Source organism: Peptostreptococcus anaerobius 653-L, from assembly GCF_000178095.1.
GTDB lineage: Bacteria > Bacillota > Clostridia > Peptostreptococcales > Peptostreptococcaceae > Peptostreptococcus > Peptostreptococcus anaerobius.
Map to the genome: position 1 here is coordinate 1 of NZ_ADJN01000026.1, position 18136 is coordinate 18136.

An 18136-nucleotide genomic window follows, 5' to 3' on the forward strand; every position below is an offset into this window, starting at 1 on the left:
ACATTTATCTGATCTTTGTAGTATACTTTTGGATGAATCAACACGAAAATTTTTTGAAAGTTTTGGTGTTGATATGGATAAAGTATATGTTGAATTTATTCCGGTCTTTACTGAGGCTGAAGAGGGTGCGTTTTTTTCAAGAGACTGTTATAAAATAGAGTTTGTGTTTGCTGGATATTTTGAGGCAATTCCGAGTAGTCAGTGGGAGTTCTATTTTGGATTTGTTGATGATGAGCCACCTATATTTGACGTTGATGAAAATACACCAGAAATTGTGGAAGTGGATGATGGTATAGTTGTACATAGTTCAGAAGAAAAAATGGGTATTTATAGGTTTGGAGAAGCCTCGGTGTCTTCTGGAGACTTCGAGGGTTGGAATTCGGGATATACTTTTTGTAGGTCTATTTTCAGAATATAATTTTAAGGTAGTGACTTAAAATTGCAAGTCATAAGGTCCGAAATGTCTTTTTATTGCCCTATACAAACCAGGGTTAAAACTATTATTATAAAGTAATCAAGATTAAAATAGGACATATACTTAATAAAAGGTATTAAGTTACCTTATTTAAATTTGGTTATTATTGTGCAGACAATAACGATAGGATAAGTGTGAAAAATGAATAGAAACTTGCAAAAACTTAAATACAATTTAAAAATAAGCCTTTAATGGTATATTTTAAATAAAATATTGCAAAAAACTATAATATAAAGTATAATAATGGTAAGTAGTAATATGACACGTTAATAAAATAACCTAATATGAAAGGAAGGTATTGATTATGAACGGACGGAAAAAAGTTAAAGCTATAAGTTTAGAGACGTTTGTTTTCCTAGCAATATTCATTGGTGGTTTTGCTTGGATTGGTCACGTTATGGGCGTAGGGCTTATGTTTAAGACAATGATGGCAACAGCTCATGATTTATTATTACAGACCGTATTCTTTATTATGGCTATGGCCGTTATAGCAGGAGCTATAAGTGGTTTACTGTCAGAGTTCGGTGCGATATCACTGATCAATAAGATATTTGCTCCTTTGATGAAGCCTATATGGGGACTTCCAGGTGCAAGTATAACAGGAGTAGTAGCAACATATCTATCAGATAATCCAGCTATTATACCTTTTGCGAAAGACCAGAGTTTCACTCAATATTTTAAGAAATATCAAGTTCCAGCATTGTGTAACCTTGGTACATCTTTCGGAATGGGTCTAATAGTAACAACATTTATGATTGCACAGGGAGACCAGTTTATAGCTCCAGCATTGATTGGTAATCTTGGTGCTATCGTTGGTTCTGTAATAAGTGTTAGACTAATGTTGATGCAGACCAAAAAGTTCTATGCGGACAAGGCCTTCGATCCATTTGATGAATCTATGTCATCTGAAGATATGGAAAATCATGTAGAGTCTAGATATGTCAGAGATGGAAGTATGTTCCAGAGAATTCTTGATGCCTTATTAGAGGGTGGAAAGAATGGTGTTGACATGGGTATGGCTATCATACCAGGTGTCCTAATAGTTTGTACATTCGTTATGATGCTAACATTTGGTCCTGGAAAGAATGGATATACAGGTGCTGCATATGAGGGTGTAAAGTTTCTTCCTTACCTAGGACAGAAGATAAGTTTTATAATTGAGCCATTATTTGGATTTAAGTCTCCAGAAGCAATAGCATTCCCAATAACAGCATTGGGTGCAGTTGGAGCAGCCATTTCACTTGTACCAGAGTTTATAAAGAGTGGTGCAATAACTCCAAATGACATAGCAGTATTTACAGCTATGGGTATGTGTTGGTCAGGATACCTAAGTACTCATATAGGTATGATGGACGCCTTAGGGACTAGAGAACTAGCAGGTAAGGCAATAATATCACATACTATTGGTGGATTAGCAGCAGGTATATTTGCCCACCTTGTATTCATGATGGTAGTATAAATACTATAAAAATATTATAAAACTAGTAAAAAATATAGTATAGAATTTAGTAAAAAAGATATAATAAAAAAATAATAATAGTAATTAGGTAATTAGCAGATAATTTAACTACTTGATTTAAACGAGGGCTTAGCTCTCGTTTTTTTCGTCTTAAAAATCTTCATTATTGAGACACTCTATTTAATTAAATTAAAAAAATGACAACTTGTGTATGTTATTTTAAAGTGTTATAATGTTATAGGTATAATATAAAAGGAAAGAAGTGTGATTATGAAAAGAACAAGAAGATTAAGAAAAACAGGGATTATTAGAGATTTAGTAAGAGAAACTAGACTTAGCATGAAGGAGTTGGTCTATCCAATATTTGTGATTGAAGGTCAGGATATAAGGAGAGAAATACCTAGTATGCCAGATGTTTACCATGTATCAATAGACAGACTAGATGAAGAGATACAGGATATATTGAATCACGATATACAGAACATTATGATTTTTGGTGTTACTGATAAGAAGGATTCATGTGCTACAGAAGCTTTTGTAGAGGATGGTATAGTACAAAGAGCAGTTAGAAGAGTAAAGGAAATAACAGATCGATTAACAGTAATAACTGACGTATGCATGTGTGAGTACACTGACCATGGTCACTGTGGTATTCTTGACAAGGATGGATATGTAAATAATGATGCTACTCTAAAGTATCTTCAGAAAGTTGCCCTAAGTCATGCACAAGCAGGTGCTGATATGGTAGCTCCATCTGATATGATGGATGGAAGGGTAGCAGCGATTAGGGAAATACTAGATGAAAATGGCTTTGTCAATATTCCAATAATGGCCTATAGCGCTAAGTATGCATCAAGTTTTTATGGACCTTTTAGGGATGCGGCAGATTCTGCACCATCATTTGGAGACAGAAAACAGTACCAGATGGACCCAGCCAACTATAGGGAAGCGATGCTTGAATGCGAGCTAGATATAGAAGAAGGCGCAGATATGATAATGGTAAAACCAGCCCTTGCTTATTTGGATGTAATAAAGGGGGCAAAAGAAAGATTTGGTGTTCCAGTTGTTGCATATAATGTAAGTGGTGAGTATTCAATGGTTAAATTTGCTGTGAGTCAGGGATTATTAAATGAAGATGCAATATATGAGAGTGTCCAGTCTATAAAAAGAGCTGGAGCTGACATAATAATTACCTACTTTGCAAAGGACCTTAAAAAGTATATAGATAGATACTAAAATATATAATATTTTAAAAGGGTAACTAAAAAAGTCTTAACCCATAAGTGATTTTTTACCCAAAAGCAAAAATGCTAAATTTCAACCTTTTATACTGTTGAATTTAGCATTTTTTATTTTATAAGATTTATGAGTCTGAATCTTGCTTATTTTTAATATCACTTGTTTTTTCAGATTCATCACAAATGATTTCTTCTTCTACAAAGCTATTTTCTGGCTTGGACTTGCATTTATCTTCTTCAATATCCTCGAGATTCATACTGTTGAGCTGGTCGTTCATCTCAGCCTTGTTGAGTACATAGGTGTTGTTGGTTCTTATTTTACCGATGTTTACCCAACTGATATACTTGTTAGAATCGTTGCTAGAGAAGGCCTTTTTTAGCTTGTATATATTGAACATTCTAGACAGGGATGCGACTACAAGTATGCCCAGTGATATTCCTATACTGATGATTATAGCTCTAGTTCCAGTACTTGCAGCTAACTCGTACTTTTTCTGGATTGTGTACAATACCGTATTGTATAGACTGATACCAGGAACCAATGGTAGTATACCAGGAATAATGATTACAATAGCAGGTTGCTTTAGTAATCTAGCAAAAATTTCTGATGATACTGCTATAAATATAGCTGCTGTAAATGCATATACTAGTGGATTATCGAAATGAACCGACATCACAAGGTATATTATCCATCCAACTCCACCTACAACTGATGATGGTAGGAGCAGTTTCTTAGGTGCATTAAAAAATATTGAAAAACCACAAGTTGCCATAGCCGCAAATAGAAAATGTTCCCAAATTGGTATATCCATCATTTTAAACACCTCCTATTCCAAGAACTAAGGCAACACCTGAAGCTATAGCCGTTATTATCATAAGAACCTCAAATATACGAGCGGTACCAGACATTAAATTACCAGATATTAAATCTCTCATAGACTTGATAAAGGCAACACCTGGAAGTAAAGGCATTATAGAACCAACTATTAGAGCTGTTGGTTGATCTATAAAACCTAAGTGGTAGAACAAAACACCCATTACAGTTATTATTATAGTAGATAGCATAGTTGAGAACATGACAATAGAACTGTATTTAAGAGTTTTGTCATATACATAAGTTGCTATTACTGAAGTTATAGCTGTTAAAATAAATGTATTTATTTGATTACCACCTAGTGTAGCTGCAAAGCCTGCAGAGCCTAGACCTGTCCCTAAAAAATACATTGAAGTAGGGTATGCCTTTAGCTGGTCTATTCTACGGAGTTCTTTTATTTCTTCTTCCATATCGGGATCTACCTTATTGACAAACTCTCTTGAAAAATTGTTTAAAATAGAAAGCTTATTTAGGTTTATTGACCTCGTTACAATTGTCTTCATAAAACATAGACCGTCAAATTTGTCGTCTGAAACTATTATTACGGTCGGAGTAGTAAAGCAATTTATATGGTTGTATCCTCTAGATTTGCATATTCTTAGGACACTGTCCTCAACCCTGTAGGTTTCAGCACCGTTTTTAATCAAGAGCTCTCCTAAGAATAGGGCAAGTTTTAAGGTTTGCATTTTGTAATCTTTATCTTCTAATCTGTTTTTCAAAACTTACCTCCATTTGTAATCTTTATCTTCTAATATGTATTTCAAAACTTATCTTCATAATAAATAAAATTCTCACCAAGACTATCATACAACAAGGTGGTGAAAATGTATAGGAAAATTTAATATTTTATACTAACTTTATATTTAATTGTATTATTCAAACAATTAACTCAAATTATCTTTTTTTGAAACAACTTGCAATATGTGGTATAATAATAAGATATTAATATAGGGGAGGGATACTATGAAAAAAAATATTAGTATAGTATTATCAGCTACAATGTTTTTAAGTGGTCTAGGTTATTCAAGTGTTTTTGCAGATGATGTTACCTTGGAGATAGAGCCTGAGTTAAACCCATCAGCTATAAAACTCGTTGAATCAACAGGTGCTGTGAATAAAGACCAAGAACCTGATTATACAAAGCCGATAGCAATAGAAAAGTTCAATGATATTGAGGCTAAATTGAAGCAAGATTTTAAGAAAGATGTTTCTATACAAAATATAATCAGCGGGACAGATACAGTTACTAGTGGTAGGCTAAATAAGGCCGTAGACCTCGCTGTATATCGTATTACTGATAAAGAATATGCTGAATCAAAAGCAGTCTTGACTTCAGATAAATTAGTGACTGACAGTAGGTTCAAGATAAGTAATGAAGATGGCTCATATACGATTCCTCTTAAGGATGTAGACTTAAAGCCTGGAGACCACCTAGTCACTTGTATTTCTTACAGGTTTAAATATGATAATACAGGAAAAATAGAAACAAAGACATATTTAGTCAACACTGAGTTTGTTAGCGTGAACTCAATAAAGGCAAAGGTTGGAGAAAAGGTAAAACCAAAAGATGCAATAGTGGGACTTCCTAAAGATGCTAATATTGAGAATATATCTATAGCTGATACTTCAACAGAGGGTAATAAAGAAGCTAAGATAAGGGTTACATATCAGGGCCTATCAAGAGACTTCGTTATACCTGTTATAGTTTCAGACTCTACTAGTGCAGTAGTTGATCCAAATTCAAAGAGAATAAGCGGTACAAATAGGTATGAAACAAACCTAGAGTCCATTAAAAACAGCTTTAAAATGGGTCTTACAAAAACAGTTATAATAGCTTCAGGAGAAAACTTTGCAGATCCACTTTCAGCAGGACCATTAGCTATGAAGAAAAATGCTCCGATCGTATTTTCAACAAAGACAGGCCTAAAGCCAGAAGCTGTCAAACTTATAAAAGACCTTGGAGCCAAGGAAGCTATAATAGTAGGTGGTACAAATTCTGTTCCTGAGCTTGTTAAAAACCAGCTTGCTAGGTTGAATATTAGAAGGATAGCAGGAACTAATAGGTACCTAACTTCCAAGATGCTTTTAAATGAATTTGGACCTTCAAAACATATAATTTTTGCGGATGGTAGAGATTTTGCAGACGCACTTTCAGCTACACCTCTTGCTAAAAAATTGAAGGCTCCTATACTATTAGTTGACAAGGAAGACAAGGTGCCTAAGGTTCTTGCCTACCATGACGCATATATAGTGGGTGGAGCCCATTCTGTAAGTCCAGCTATTGAAGCGAATATCAAGTCTAAAATGCCTGGAAAGAATTTATACAGAACTTTTGGTAAAAACAGGGAACAGACATCAGCTATTGTAGCTGAAATTGTAAAATATGATGTTCATATACTTGCCAATGGAAGGGTATTTGCCGATGCACTAAGCTCAGTTAACTTATTGAATGATGGTGGAAAAACTCTTCTATTAGTTGATAAGAATGCTATGAGTCATCAGGTAAAAAATACTATAAATGGCAAATTGAACTATATTATAGGTGGAACTAATGCTATAACAAAAGACTTATTAGGATATTAATTTTATAGAAACATAGATATAAAAAAGACTGGATTTTTTCCAGTCTTTTTTTATAAGTTTATGCTAGATAAAGTAAAAGAAAGCTAGCATATAAAGAAAACTAGTATATAAAGAAAACTAGTATATAAAGAAAACTAGTATATAAAGAAAGCTAGTATATAAAGAAAGCTAGTATATAAAGAAAGCTAGTATATGATGAACACCTTAAAAATAAAGGTTAATACCAAGGTAGAAATTACGAAATTCAGTCTTGCAAAATATTAACCCAACCTTTATAATAGATATTGTTTAATAAAAATAAACTAATAGTTTAGTAAAAAGTAACCAATGTATTATTAAACTAAAAGTTTAGTAGATGAAAACTCTACTTTGAAAAATAGATATAAAGTCTTGTCTAACAAGGATGACATGACATGGCTTATGATAGGAATTAACTTATATTATGCTAGGATAGGAGGGGCTCTAAGGGCGATTAATATGGATATTGGTGAAAAAATCAAAAGACTTAGAACTGGGAAACAACTGACCCAGGAGGAGTTGGCTAATAGGTGTGAGCTGTCAAAGGGATTTATATCTCAGGTAGAAAATAACCTGACATCTCCGTCCATAGCAACTCTTATAGATATATTGGATATACTTGGAACTAATTTAAAGGAGTTTTTCTCAGAAGACCTAAATGAAAAAATAACATTTAAGCAGGATGATATGTTTGAGGTTGAAGATGAAGACCTAGGCTACACATTTAGGTGGTTGGTCCCAAATTCACAGAAGAATGACATGGAGCCTGTAATGGTTGAGATAATGCCAGGAGGAAGGTACAAGGAAGAAAAACCCCACGAAGGTGAGGAGTTTGGATATGTCATTAAGGGTACACTAACCCTATATATGGGAGACAAAAAATACAAGGTTAAAAAGGGTGAGAGCTTTTACTATAAGGCAAGGGCTAATCACTATATTACAAATGAGGGCAAGACACCAGTAGCAATGGTATGGGTCAGCAGTCCTCCATCATTTTAAATAGATAAGAGGTGTATATATTGAATAATAAACTAATAGAACTAAAAAATATATCAAAGACTTACGATGACAATACGGTTTTAGACGACTTTAACCTAACGATAAATGAAAATGAATTTTTGACATTACTTGGACCAAGTGGATGTGGAAAGACTACACTACTAAAGATAATAGGTGGTTTTGAATTTGCTGATGAAGGTGATGTTTATTTTGGTGGTTATAGGGTGAATAATGCCCCTCCATACCAGAGAAATATCAATACAGTATTCCAGAAGTATGCCTTGTTTCCACATATGAATGTATATGAGAATGTGGCATTCGGTCTTAAGATCAAGAAGATGGACAAGGAGGCAATAGATGACAAGGTAAAGGAGATGCTTAGCATGGTATCCCTAGCTGGCTTTGAGAACAGGTCTATAGACTCACTTTCAGGTGGCCAGCAGCAGAGAGTTGCTATTGCCCGTGCCCTTGTAAACGAACCTAAGGTACTTCTTTTGGACGAGCCTCTTGCAGCCCTTGACCTAAAGCTAAGACAGGAAATGCAGAGCGAGCTTAAGAAGATCCAGAAAAAGCTTGGTATAACATTTATTTTCGTAACACATGACCAGGAAGAGGCCCTAAGTATGAGTGATACAGTGGTTGTAATCCACAAGGGTGTAATCCAGCAGATAGGTACTCCAGTTGATATATACAATGAACCAGAAAATGCCTTTGTAGCCAACTTTATAGGTGAATCAAACATAATCGACGGAATTATGCATGATGACTTCGACGTTGAGTTCTCAGACACTAGGTTTGTCTGTGTTGACAAGGGCTTTGAAAAGGGTCAGGCAGTAGACGTTGTAGTAAGACCTGAAGATATAATAATGGTCAAGGAAGACGAGGGTATGATATCTGGTATAGTTCGTTCATCCACATTTAAGGGTGTTCATTATGAACTAGAGGTAGAAGAAAACAGCAGGATGTGGCTCTTACAGAACACTAAGACTGCACCAATAGGTTCTAGGTTAGGTATGATAATTAATCCTGAGGATATACATATCATGCACAAAAGCGAGGTGTAGTAATGAAGGCAGATAACAAGACAAACACAGAATTTGAGATAAAGGAGTCTAGGCTAGCATATCCCTATGCAGTGTGGGCTACAATATTTATAGTAATACCACTTATATTGGTAGTCTACTATTCTTTTACTAGAAAGACAGATGATGGTGGTGTACTATTTACCCTTGCTAACTACAGGGACGTATTTGACCCATTGTTTTTCAAGGTATTTGTTAGGTCCTTTGTAATATCAGGCCTAGCTACAATTGCCTGTATTATAATAGGCTATCCTGTTGCCTATATAATATCTAGGATGAGCCCTTCAAAGAGCGCCAACCTGATTATATTATTTATACTTCCTATGTGGATGAACTTCCTTCTTAGGACTTATGCATGGATAGCTATATTGGGTAAGAATGGCCTATTGAATAGTGTTTTGGCATTCTTTGGTGTGCATCCAAACTCAATACTATATACTAGCTCTGCAGTTTTGTTGGGCATGGTATACAATTTCTTGCCATTTATGGTCCTTCCTATATATACATCACTACAGAAGATGGATAAGGACCTTATAAACGCAGCCAAGGACCTAGGAGCGAGTGGATTTACGGTATTTAAAAAGGTTGTTTTCCCACTTAGTATACCGGGCGTTATGAGTGGCATAACTATGGTATTTATGCCTTGTGTTACAACATTTGCAATATCTAGACTACTAGGTGGTGGTAAGACTATGCTAGTAGGTGACTTGATAGAACAGCAGTTTACAACAGTTGGTGATTGGAACTTCGGTTCATCGCTTTCTATTGTTATGATGATAATAATACTAGTGTCTATGGCTATCATGAACAAGGTAGACAAGGACGGATCGGAAGGAGGAGATTACTATATTTAACAAGACTAATAAACTACCGAGATTAAATAGTAAGAGTAGGGAATTTATGCAAAATGCATACTTGGTGCTTGTATTTATATTCTTATATGCACCTATAGCAGCCCTTATAATATTCTCCTTCAACGACTCAAAGTCTATGGGTCACTTAAATGGATTTACACTTAAGTGGTATGCGGCATTATTCAAAAATGGTTCAATACTTAGTGCCTTATATTATACAGTTACAATAGCAATACTTGCATCTGTTATATCTACAATATTCGGTACAATATCATCTATAGGTATATACAAGATGAGGGGCAAGATGAAAAAGGCTATACTGAATATCAACTACCTACCTGTTTTAAATACAGAAATAGTAACAGGTGTGGCCATCATGTCTCTTTTTACATTTTTGAATATGAATTTTGGGTACAAGACTATGTTGATATCTCACATAATGTTCTGTACACCATATGTTATAATGTCTGTCCTACCTAAGCTAAGACAGCTGCCAGAGAACACTCAAAATGCAGCCATGGACTTGGGTGCTACACCTTGGTATGCTATCAGAAAGATAATCATACCACAGATAAGACCAGGAGTGATATCAGGATTTCTAATGGCGTTTACAATGTCAATAGATGACTTTATAATATCATTCTTCAATACAGGCAACGGTGTAAGCAACCTTTCTATAGAGATATACGGTATGGCAAGACGTGGTATAAAGCCAGAAATAAACGCCCTATCTACACTGATGTTTGGTACAGTTATGATACTTTTGATACTTTCAAACAAGAAGGACTCAGTTATCAAGAACAATATAATCAACAGGGGCAAGTAGGAGGTAGTAAATATGAATATTAAAAAGATAATAAAGAGCATTTCTATCCTATCCCTTTCTTTGATTATGGGAATTAACATGACCGGATGTGGGGCTGGCAAGGATTCTAGCAAGGTATTAAATGTTTATAATGTAGGAGACTATATTGACGAATCCTTGATTGATGAGTTTGAAGAACAGACAGGTATCAAGGTCCAGTATTCAACATATGACACTAATGAGATGATGTACCAGAAAGTAAAGAGTGGAAGCACAAAATATGACCTAGTATTTCCTTCAGACTATATGATCCAGAAGATGAGTAGAGAAGGCCTACTAAAGAAGATAAACTTCAATAATATACCTAACTACAAGTACATAGACAAGGAATTTAGAAATGTCAAGTACGACCCTACAAATGAGTACTCAGTGCCTTATATGTGGGGAACTCTAGGCATAGTATACAACAAGTCTATGGTCAAAGATCCTGTAGATTCATGGGACATACTATGGAATGACAAATACAGGAGAAATATACTGATGTTCGATTCAGTAAGGGATACAATCGGTGTGTCTTTAAAAAGACTTGGATTTTCCATGAACTCCGTAAATAGGATGGAGCTGAGGGATGCAAAAAGAGAGCTTATAAAACAAAAACCAAAGCTACTTGCATATGTAAATGATGATGGCAAGGACAGGATGGTTGCTGGAGAAGCTGCCCTAGGTATATTCTACTCAGGAGATGTAGGAATGATGAAGGAAGAAAATCCTGACCTAGAATATGCCCTACCTAAAGAAGGATCTAATATATGGACAGATGGAATATGTATACCCAAGACTGCTGATAATGAAGAATGGGCAGAGGCCTTTATAAATTTCTTATGTGACCCTGATGTAGCAGCCAGAAACACTGAATATATAGCATATTCTACTCCTATAACAGAAGCTAGGAAAAAACTGCCTGAAGAGATGAGAAATGACCCTACTCTTTATCCAGATAAGAAATTGTTGGAAAAATGCGAAGCCTTTTTAGACCTTGAAAAAAATATCAAGCTATATGACAAGGCATGGATTGAAATAAAGAGTAACTAAAGAATAGTATGAGATAATAAAAATAGAACCACCCTAGGATGCATTACTTAGAATGTTATTTATGGGTGGTATATTTTTAGTAATTTGAATAATAGATTCTAAAGGATAGGGGGTGTGTGATGGTCAAACTAGGCAAGTTTAATACTAGAACAAGGACTAAAAAAGGAACAAGAAATAAGCAAACAGCAAATAAGCAACCAACAAAAAAACAAACAGCAAATAAGCAAACAACAAAAAAACAGGCAAAGAAGTACACTAAGAATTATACATATAAAAAGAAAAAAACTACTAGACCAAAAAGAAAGTGGTTTTGGAAGATTATTATCTTGCTAGTATTGATATCGACATTATACACAGCCAAGTCTGTTTTTGAATTTGTTGAATACCAATCAAGTCAAAGTGGATATACAATGTCCGGTCAAGACTTTATAGACAAGGTAGATGATATAGCCATAGTTGAGTATAGAAAATCAGGCATCCTACCATCCATCACTGTAGCTCAGGCAATACTTGAGTCGAATTGGGGTAGGTCAAAACTTACACAGGATGCAAACAACCTATTTGGTATCAAGGCGGATTCTTCTTGGTGGGGAAGTAGTGTGACCTTTTCTACGGGAGAATATTATAATTCTAAGGTCAATGCCAAGTTCAGAAAGTACAGGTCATGGAAACATTCTATAGAAGACCATACGGATTTTTTGGTCAAGAACAAGAGGTACGAAAGGGCAGGTATATTTGATAAAAAAGATTATAAGTCACAGGCCCAGGCCCTTGAAGATGCAGGCTATGCTACTACAGAGGACAAGAACGGTAACAAGATATATGCAGATAAGTTGATAAGACTTATAGAGAGGTACAATCTATACAAATTAGATGATAAGGTGCTAGTATACTAAAAAAATCTTTATTTTTGTACATATATATGTTAAACTATATTAGTTAAGTATAGCAGATGATCGCAGGTAGCAATACGTGAGGAAAGTCGGAGCTCCATAGAGCAGGGTGCTAGGTAACGCCTAGTGAGAGCGATCTTAAGGATAGTGCAACAGAAATAAACCGCCCATTGGGTAAGGATGGAAAGGCGAGGTAAGAGCTCACCAGCATATAGGTGACTATATGGCTATGTAAACCCCACCTGGTGCAAGGCCAAGTTAGGAACAAGAGATGTTGCTCGCATCTCCCGGTAGGTAGGCCGCTTGAACCTATTGGTGACAATAGGTCTAGAAAGATGATCATCTAATACAGAACTCCGCTTATAGCTATGCTTAATACTAAAAAATAGAAGTCAAAGACTCATTTGATTAGGGATTTTAGAAAAACTTATTTAGAGGGTTTTTAGGTGGCAAGAGAAAAGGCTGTGAGTTTTAATACTCACAGCCTTTTTCGAGTCTATGTAAAAAAGTCTGTTAAATTATAGTCCTTCTAGGGTATAATTATTGTGATAGGAGGACTTTTTGTTATGGGAAGGACAAAAAGTGTACAAACTGATATTGCAATTTTGGCTGTATTTGTATATACTTATAATAAGGATACAAGCATATACATAAATTTTGCAATATGAAAACCTTAATTTATTTTGCGGGGGGGGTAGCAAAACTAGTAGATAAGCCGGAAATCTCACATTAAAAATAATAAAAGGAGGAAAAAATGAACAATATTACAAATTTAAGAACAAGAAAAAATCAGATCACTAAAAACCTTAAAAAGCTAATCGTTTTTTTTCTAATTGTAAGTTTAGCGCTGCCCTCGTTAACAGAAGTTGCATGGGCGGCAGCTAGTCCACCAGGAGTAATGCTTAGAGACAATCAAGCAAGAGCAGGACAAGCACCATGGAAGCCTGACGATTATGAAAATGGTTCAGACGCTGCTGTAATGTCAAGAACGGGCTATTGTGGTAATGTAGGTAATCTGCGCTTTAGGGGAAGTGTTAATAACATACATTACGATGAATATAAAGACCCTTATGATGGATTTGGTTGGTCAAGAAAACCAGGCGGAAATGATAATTATGCAGATGAGCTTATTAGAGTAAATGCAAAATATGATGAAAAGACCAAAACTGTATTTTGGGACATTATAGTTAAAGGGCAAAGTGCTGGACCACTTATGGGTGCAACAAAAGACTTAACTAATCCATATTTTACTATTGCGATATCAAGAGGTCTAGAAAATCCGAAGAGCCTCTATGTTTCTAACGGTTATAGAAAGTTGAAAGAATATCCTAACAACTGGCAAACTCAGCATACTGGAGACTTCAGAATGTATGATGTTTATAAAGATAGTGATTTTGCTTTATTTAATGGAAGAAGAGTTTTAGGAAAAACTAACCAAACAAAAGAATTTCTGCAAGAAAAATATAGGTTGCCATGTACAGGTAAAGACAGAGAAAGTTCAATGTCTTACAACATAGAGAAATACAACTACTATTCAAAGTATGCAATCATAGACCAACAGAGTGGTTTTAGTGAAGCAAACACTAGAATGTATTCGTTCACTACTAAGCTGGACGAGGGAGAAGTAGCAGCACAAGGAGAACTTCCAAATGTAGCTAGTGAATTTACCGAATATATGGGCTGGGGAACACCAAGAAATGAAGTAGATTTATCCGGTAAAGTATGGATAACGATTGGTGTTTCAACTAGAGAGTTTAGCTCAAATAAAGCAAAACCACTCGGAACAGGAAATTACAACTTCTCTAAAATTGCAGTTGTTGACGTTAAACCTAATGAAGATAAGCTAGGATTAGAGCCTTACTATGAGGTAGGAAGTGGAAAAGCAGAAGATACTGTAAAATTACCAGTCAATTTAAAGAATAGTAAAAAAATCCCACAAGGAACTCGTTTCATGTTACAATCTGATCCAAAGGATAAATTTGAAACAAATCCTAATACTGGGGCAATTACTCAAACACCAGCTGATAAAAAAGATAGACCTATAAGTATAGATCAATACACTGGAGAAGTTACTGTCAATATTCCGAAGGGAGCAAAAGGTGGACAAGAGATAAAGGATAATGTTCAGGTTATTTATCCTGACGGTTCAACTCACATTGTACCCCTTGTAGTAAAGGTAATCGAAGATAAACCAAATATCAAGAGAGGAATGTATGCAACAAATCCTGTAGGCTCTGAAAAGCAATTAGATAAAGAATCTTTTGGCGACATCTACATGGGCGATGATGCTTTAAAGTACACTTACCAAGCTGGAGATACTTCTAAAATCATAAAGAGCTTTACGGCAGATAATCTACCATCAGGAACAACTTTTGGTGTTGGAAGTAAAGCAAGTAGCAATAACGCACCTAATATTGATCACCAAAGACTTGAAAGACCACTATTATTAAAAGCAGATACAAAGGCAAAAGTAGGGGATTTTGCCATAAAATTTAAAGCGGTAAATGGAAGTGGAAAAGAAACTACAGCGACAAATCCGGGAACTATAAAAACTTATTTGCCAACTAATAATGGTACAAAGATTCGTATAAAGAAGGGCACAACAAAAGATAAGATACCAAGCCCAGAAGCTGCGATAGGTATTTACCACAAAAAATACACAAATCCTGATGTTATTCGTGGAGAGCTGAAAACAGGTAGAGATCCAAATCTTGTTATAAATGATAAAACAGGATATTTACCAGATGGAACAACTTATACTTGGGAGCGTACTCCAGATACTGATACAGTTACAAAAGGTAGTCTTAACTATGCCCTTGTAAAATATAAAAACAAAAAAGGCGAAGAAATTGTAGACAAAGTTCCTGTATACGTAGAAGTGTACGATACAGACGATGTAATTGTATACAATCCTAATAATGTTACTAAGCCTACAGATGATAAAGATAGGAATATACCTAAAAAAGATAGTAACAATAATGATATAGATGTAAATGATTACAACTTAGTTGCATTTAAAACAGAAGATAAGACTAAGGGAACATTAACAAAAGGTAAAGAACAAAACAAAGAAGTAATTTCAGTTTTAGTTAAAAAGAAAAAATTTACAACTTTTGGAAGTATAAAACCTACTGAAAATCCAGCAACTGGTTATACTTTCTGGTTCTGGGATAAAGACCCAGCTAATGTAAAAAAAGCTGTGAATTATACAGATTCCTATGCTAGCAAAGACGTTTACACAGCATATTTCATTAAATCAGGCGATGAGATAAAAGAAGTTGACAAAAATATACCATTACCAAATGGATTCTATAAAGTAACAATAGCTAAAGGCGATGGAATAGAAGATAATCAATTGTTTGGAAAGACATATGCAGTTAAAGAGGGAGAAAAGCTTAGCAAGGATAAATTCCCTAATTTAACGCCTCAAGCATCCTATAAAGAGCCTAAGTGGAATGTAGATAACCCATGGGATAAAGCAATGGGAAAAGATGACGTAATCTATACTGCAACAGCTACACAGAAAACAACAGCAAAAAAGATCGAAAATTTAGGCGGCATAGAAGGAAAAGATCTAGCAGCATGGGTAGGCGACAAATTAGACTCAGACTTCTGGAAGAAAGGCGTAGTAGCTAAGTCAACAATACCAGATAATATAACGAAAGCAGCAGTAGAAGCAGCTATCAAATCAGCAACTAAAGCTGAAGACATTACAAAAACTGCAAGAACAACAAATGCTGAAGTATTAAATCCAACAGCCGGAAAATTAAAGATTACATTTGCAGACGGTTCTTCATTAGAAGTAACACAAAAGCTATATGTATACGCAAAGAAAACAACAAAACCAATAGATCCTAATCAACCAAGACCAGAAAATGCGGTAGAAGTAACATACAATAAAGGTGACGGAGTAAATGAACTACAAGGAACAGGAAAAACATTAGTAAAATCTGGTGAAACATTAGCTGATGCAGACTTCCCAAGAGCAACATTAAAAGAAGGACACAAGGATCTAACTTGGTCAGGACAAACAGCAGGTAATCAAAAAGACTACAAAGTAACAGCACAAAACAAAGTATTCACAGCAAAAGCAACAAAGATTGAATACACAACAGATAAGATTGTTCCATGGATACCAGCGGATCCAACAAATCCAGAAAAGGACAAGCCAACAGAAGGCTCAGACAAGAAACCAATTCCAGACACATATGTAACAGTAAGCTTTGAATCAGAAAACGAAGCAAAAGGTAACATTAAGGTTGGTGCTAAAGAAGGTAAAAAAGTTTGGGCAAAAGTTGCACCAGATACACTTTACAAAGACATCAAAGATCAAGTAAAAGTAGTTGGTAAAAATGGAAACGAACTTAAGAACTGGACACCAGCAGACAAGGCAACAGACACTTACAAGATGGTAGCAAATGACGCCTACACAGCACACTTCATAAAGAATGGAGATATAGTAGACAAAGATGAAGTACTACCAACAGACTGGTACAAAGTTACTTTCGAAGGAAAAGAAGGAATTAAATCCTTAGAAGGATCAGACCAAGCAACACAAAAAGAAGTATACAAAGCATACAAAGAAAGCGTTGAATTAACAAAAGCAACAGACTTCCCTAAAGCAACATTAGAACCAAACTACAAAGACTTAAGCTGGAAACAAGACAAGACTGCAGTTGGAGATAAAGTAACAGTAACAAAAGCAACAACATTTACAGCAACAGCAGCAAAAGACACAACAGCAGATATAGTTAAAAAGAATGGCGGACTAAAAGGTGTAAACTTTGCAGCATGGTTAGGTGACCTAGAAAAACTTACAGATACTACAGCAAAGAACAATTTCTGGAAGAAAGGCGTTGCAGCAAATACAACAGATAATGAAAAGAAAGCAACAATAGACGCAGCCCTAGCAGAAGCAACAGTTGAAGACACAACAGCACAAAAGAGAACAACAGATGCAAAGGGAACATTCCCAGGAACATTAAAAGTGACATTTAAAGACGGTTCAGTATACGTAGTAGATGCAAGCAAAGAAGACACAGATTCAGCAAAGACAAACATTGCCCAAACTTTATATGTAAAGGATCATGTTCTTCCAACAAGTGAAACCAACGTACCTGTCGATGCAATAGAAGTTGAATTCAAACTTGGCGAAGGGGTTAAGGTTGAACATAAGAATCCAAATACTCAACAAGTTAATACGACAAAAGGCAACAAGGAGACACCGGTTCTTTACAAGTCTTATAAGGTGAAACCGGGTACAGATCTTTCAACTTATGCGCATCCGACTATACACAAGACTATATTTGCTTTAATAAATGCTGTGCCAGAGGAAGGATATATAAATCCTGTATGGAATCCGGAAAATAAAGTTGTAACAGAACAAAACAAAGTATTCACAGCAACAGCAACAAAGATAGACTACACAACAGATCCAGTAATCCCATTTGAACCAGCAAATCCTGAAAAACCTGGAGACAAAGATGATAAAAACATCCCAAAAGAAAATCCAAAAGACAAGAAACCAATCAAGAGAGATGAGTATGTAGTAGTAGGATTTAAAGTAGATCCAAAAGATTCAGGAACATTAACACTAGGAGATCAAGCGAACAAAGCAGTAATCTCAGCCCTAGTTAAAAAAGGCACAGAATGGGCAAAATTCACAATGCCAACAACTAATAATGCAAATGACTATGTATTCTGGCATTGGAACGAAGCACCGGCAGGTAACGTAGCAGACGGACAAGTACGTGTGGCAAAATTC

The 18136-nt window shown here is 35.4% G+C and carries 13 protein-coding genes and 1 other RNA gene; 12 read left to right on the forward strand and 2 right to left on the reverse strand.

Annotation, left to right across the window (positions count from 1 at the left end):
• The 3 genes from HMPREF0631_RS03425 to hemB all read left to right on the forward strand — a co-directional run.
• A partial coding sequence (locus HMPREF0631_RS03425) for a hypothetical protein (protein ID WP_039866232.1) occupies positions 1–418 on the forward strand: 418 nt, incomplete at its 5' end.
• 361 nt (positions 419–779) lie between these two features.
• A complete protein-coding gene (locus HMPREF0631_RS03430; protein WP_002843461.1) occupies positions 780–1934 on the forward strand; it encodes a CD0519/CD1768 family membrane protein in 1155 nt (384 codons plus the stop codon).
• A gap of 270 nt (positions 1935–2204) precedes the next feature.
• Positions 2205–3170 (forward strand): porphobilinogen synthase, encoded by a 966-nt coding sequence (gene hemB / locus HMPREF0631_RS03435; RefSeq protein ID WP_002843460.1) that lies wholly within the window; start codon positions 2205–2207, stop codon positions 3168–3170.
• Between the two features lie 127 nt (positions 3171–3297).
• Here hemB and HMPREF0631_RS03440 read toward each other — a convergent pair whose 3' ends face one another.
• Together HMPREF0631_RS03440 and HMPREF0631_RS03445 are read right to left on the reverse strand one after the other, a co-directional pair.
• Entirely contained in the window at positions 3298–3987 is a 690-nt protein-coding gene (locus HMPREF0631_RS03440; protein ID WP_002843450.1) for a threonine/serine exporter family protein, read from the reverse strand.
• A gap of 1 nt (position 3988) precedes the next feature.
• The gene (locus tag HMPREF0631_RS03445; RefSeq protein WP_002843455.1) at positions 3989–4765 is read right to left on the reverse strand and encodes a threonine/serine exporter family protein; all 777 of its coding nucleotides are present in this window, start codon (positions 4763–4765) and stop codon (positions 3989–3991) included.
• A 244-nt stretch (positions 4766–5009) separates the two neighbouring features.
• Here HMPREF0631_RS03445 and HMPREF0631_RS03450 point away from each other — a divergent pair, with 244 nt between their 5' ends.
• The 9 genes from HMPREF0631_RS03450 to HMPREF0631_RS03485 form a co-directional block, all read left to right on the forward strand.
• Positions 5010–6629: a cell wall-binding repeat-containing protein gene (locus HMPREF0631_RS03450; protein WP_002843459.1), complete on the forward strand. Its 1620-nt coding sequence runs from the start codon at positions 5010–5012 to the stop codon at positions 6627–6629.
• Positions 6630–7106: 477 nt separating this feature from the next.
• Positions 7107–7646: a helix-turn-helix domain-containing protein gene (locus HMPREF0631_RS03455; RefSeq protein ID WP_039866234.1), complete on the forward strand. Its 540-nt coding sequence runs from the start codon at positions 7107–7109 to the stop codon at positions 7644–7646.
• A 20-nt stretch (positions 7647–7666) separates the two neighbouring features.
• Positions 7667–8710, forward strand: a complete 1044-nt coding sequence (gene potA, locus HMPREF0631_RS03460) for a spermidine/putrescine ABC transporter ATP-binding protein (protein WP_002843444.1) — start codon at positions 7667–7669, stop codon at positions 8708–8710.
• A 2-nt stretch (positions 8711–8712) separates the two neighbouring features.
• Complete coding sequence (locus HMPREF0631_RS03465; protein ID WP_002843445.1) at positions 8713–9582, forward strand: ABC transporter permease; 870 nt, start codon at positions 8713–8715, stop codon at positions 9580–9582.
• Between the two features lie 46 nt (positions 9583–9628).
• Entirely contained in the window at positions 9629–10408 is a 780-nt protein-coding gene (locus HMPREF0631_RS03470) for an ABC transporter permease (protein WP_002843458.1), read from the forward strand.
• A gap of 12 nt (positions 10409–10420) precedes the next feature.
• Positions 10421–11479, forward strand: coding sequence for an ABC transporter substrate-binding protein (locus HMPREF0631_RS03475; protein ID WP_002843447.1), 1059 nt, complete (start codon positions 10421–10423; stop codon positions 11477–11479).
• A 119-nt stretch (positions 11480–11598) separates the two neighbouring features.
• A complete protein-coding gene (locus HMPREF0631_RS03480; RefSeq protein ID WP_002843457.1) occupies positions 11599–12375 on the forward strand; it encodes a glycoside hydrolase family 73 protein in 777 nt (258 codons plus the stop codon).
• Positions 12376–12419: 44 nt separating this feature from the next.
• An RNA gene (rnpB, locus tag HMPREF0631_RS09555) (RNase P RNA component class A) lies at positions 12420–12751 on the forward strand.
• Between the two features lie 600 nt (positions 12752–13351).
• Positions 13352–18136: Rib/alpha-like domain-containing protein (locus tag HMPREF0631_RS03485; protein WP_276324134.1), on the forward strand; the 4785-nt coding region annotated here is incomplete at its 3' end.

Coding starts and splice junctions, on each gene's coding strand:
- HMPREF0631_RS03430 (WP_002843461.1), top strand. CDS start 780: ATGAACGGACGGAAAAAAGTTAAAGCTATAAGTTTAGAGACGTTTGTT.
- hemB (WP_002843460.1), top strand. CDS start 2,205: ATGAAAAGAACAAGAAGATTAAGAAAAACAGGGATTATTAGAGATTTA.
- HMPREF0631_RS03440 (WP_002843450.1), bottom strand. CDS start 3,987: ATGATGGATATACCAATTTGGGAACATTTTCTATTTGCGGCTATGGCA.
- HMPREF0631_RS03450 (WP_002843459.1), top strand. CDS start 5,010: ATGAAAAAAAATATTAGTATAGTATTATCAGCTACAATGTTTTTAAGT.
- HMPREF0631_RS03455 (WP_039866234.1), top strand. CDS start 7,107: ATGGATATTGGTGAAAAAATCAAAAGACTTAGAACTGGGAAACAACTG.
- HMPREF0631_RS03465 (WP_002843445.1), top strand. CDS start 8,713: ATGAAGGCAGATAACAAGACAAACACAGAATTTGAGATAAAGGAGTCT.
- HMPREF0631_RS03470 (WP_002843458.1), top strand. CDS start 9,629: ATGCAAAATGCATACTTGGTGCTTGTATTTATATTCTTATATGCACCT.
- HMPREF0631_RS03475 (WP_002843447.1), top strand. CDS start 10,421: ATGAATATTAAAAAGATAATAAAGAGCATTTCTATCCTATCCCTTTCT.
- HMPREF0631_RS03480 (WP_002843457.1), top strand. CDS start 11,599: ATGGTCAAACTAGGCAAGTTTAATACTAGAACAAGGACTAAAAAAGGA.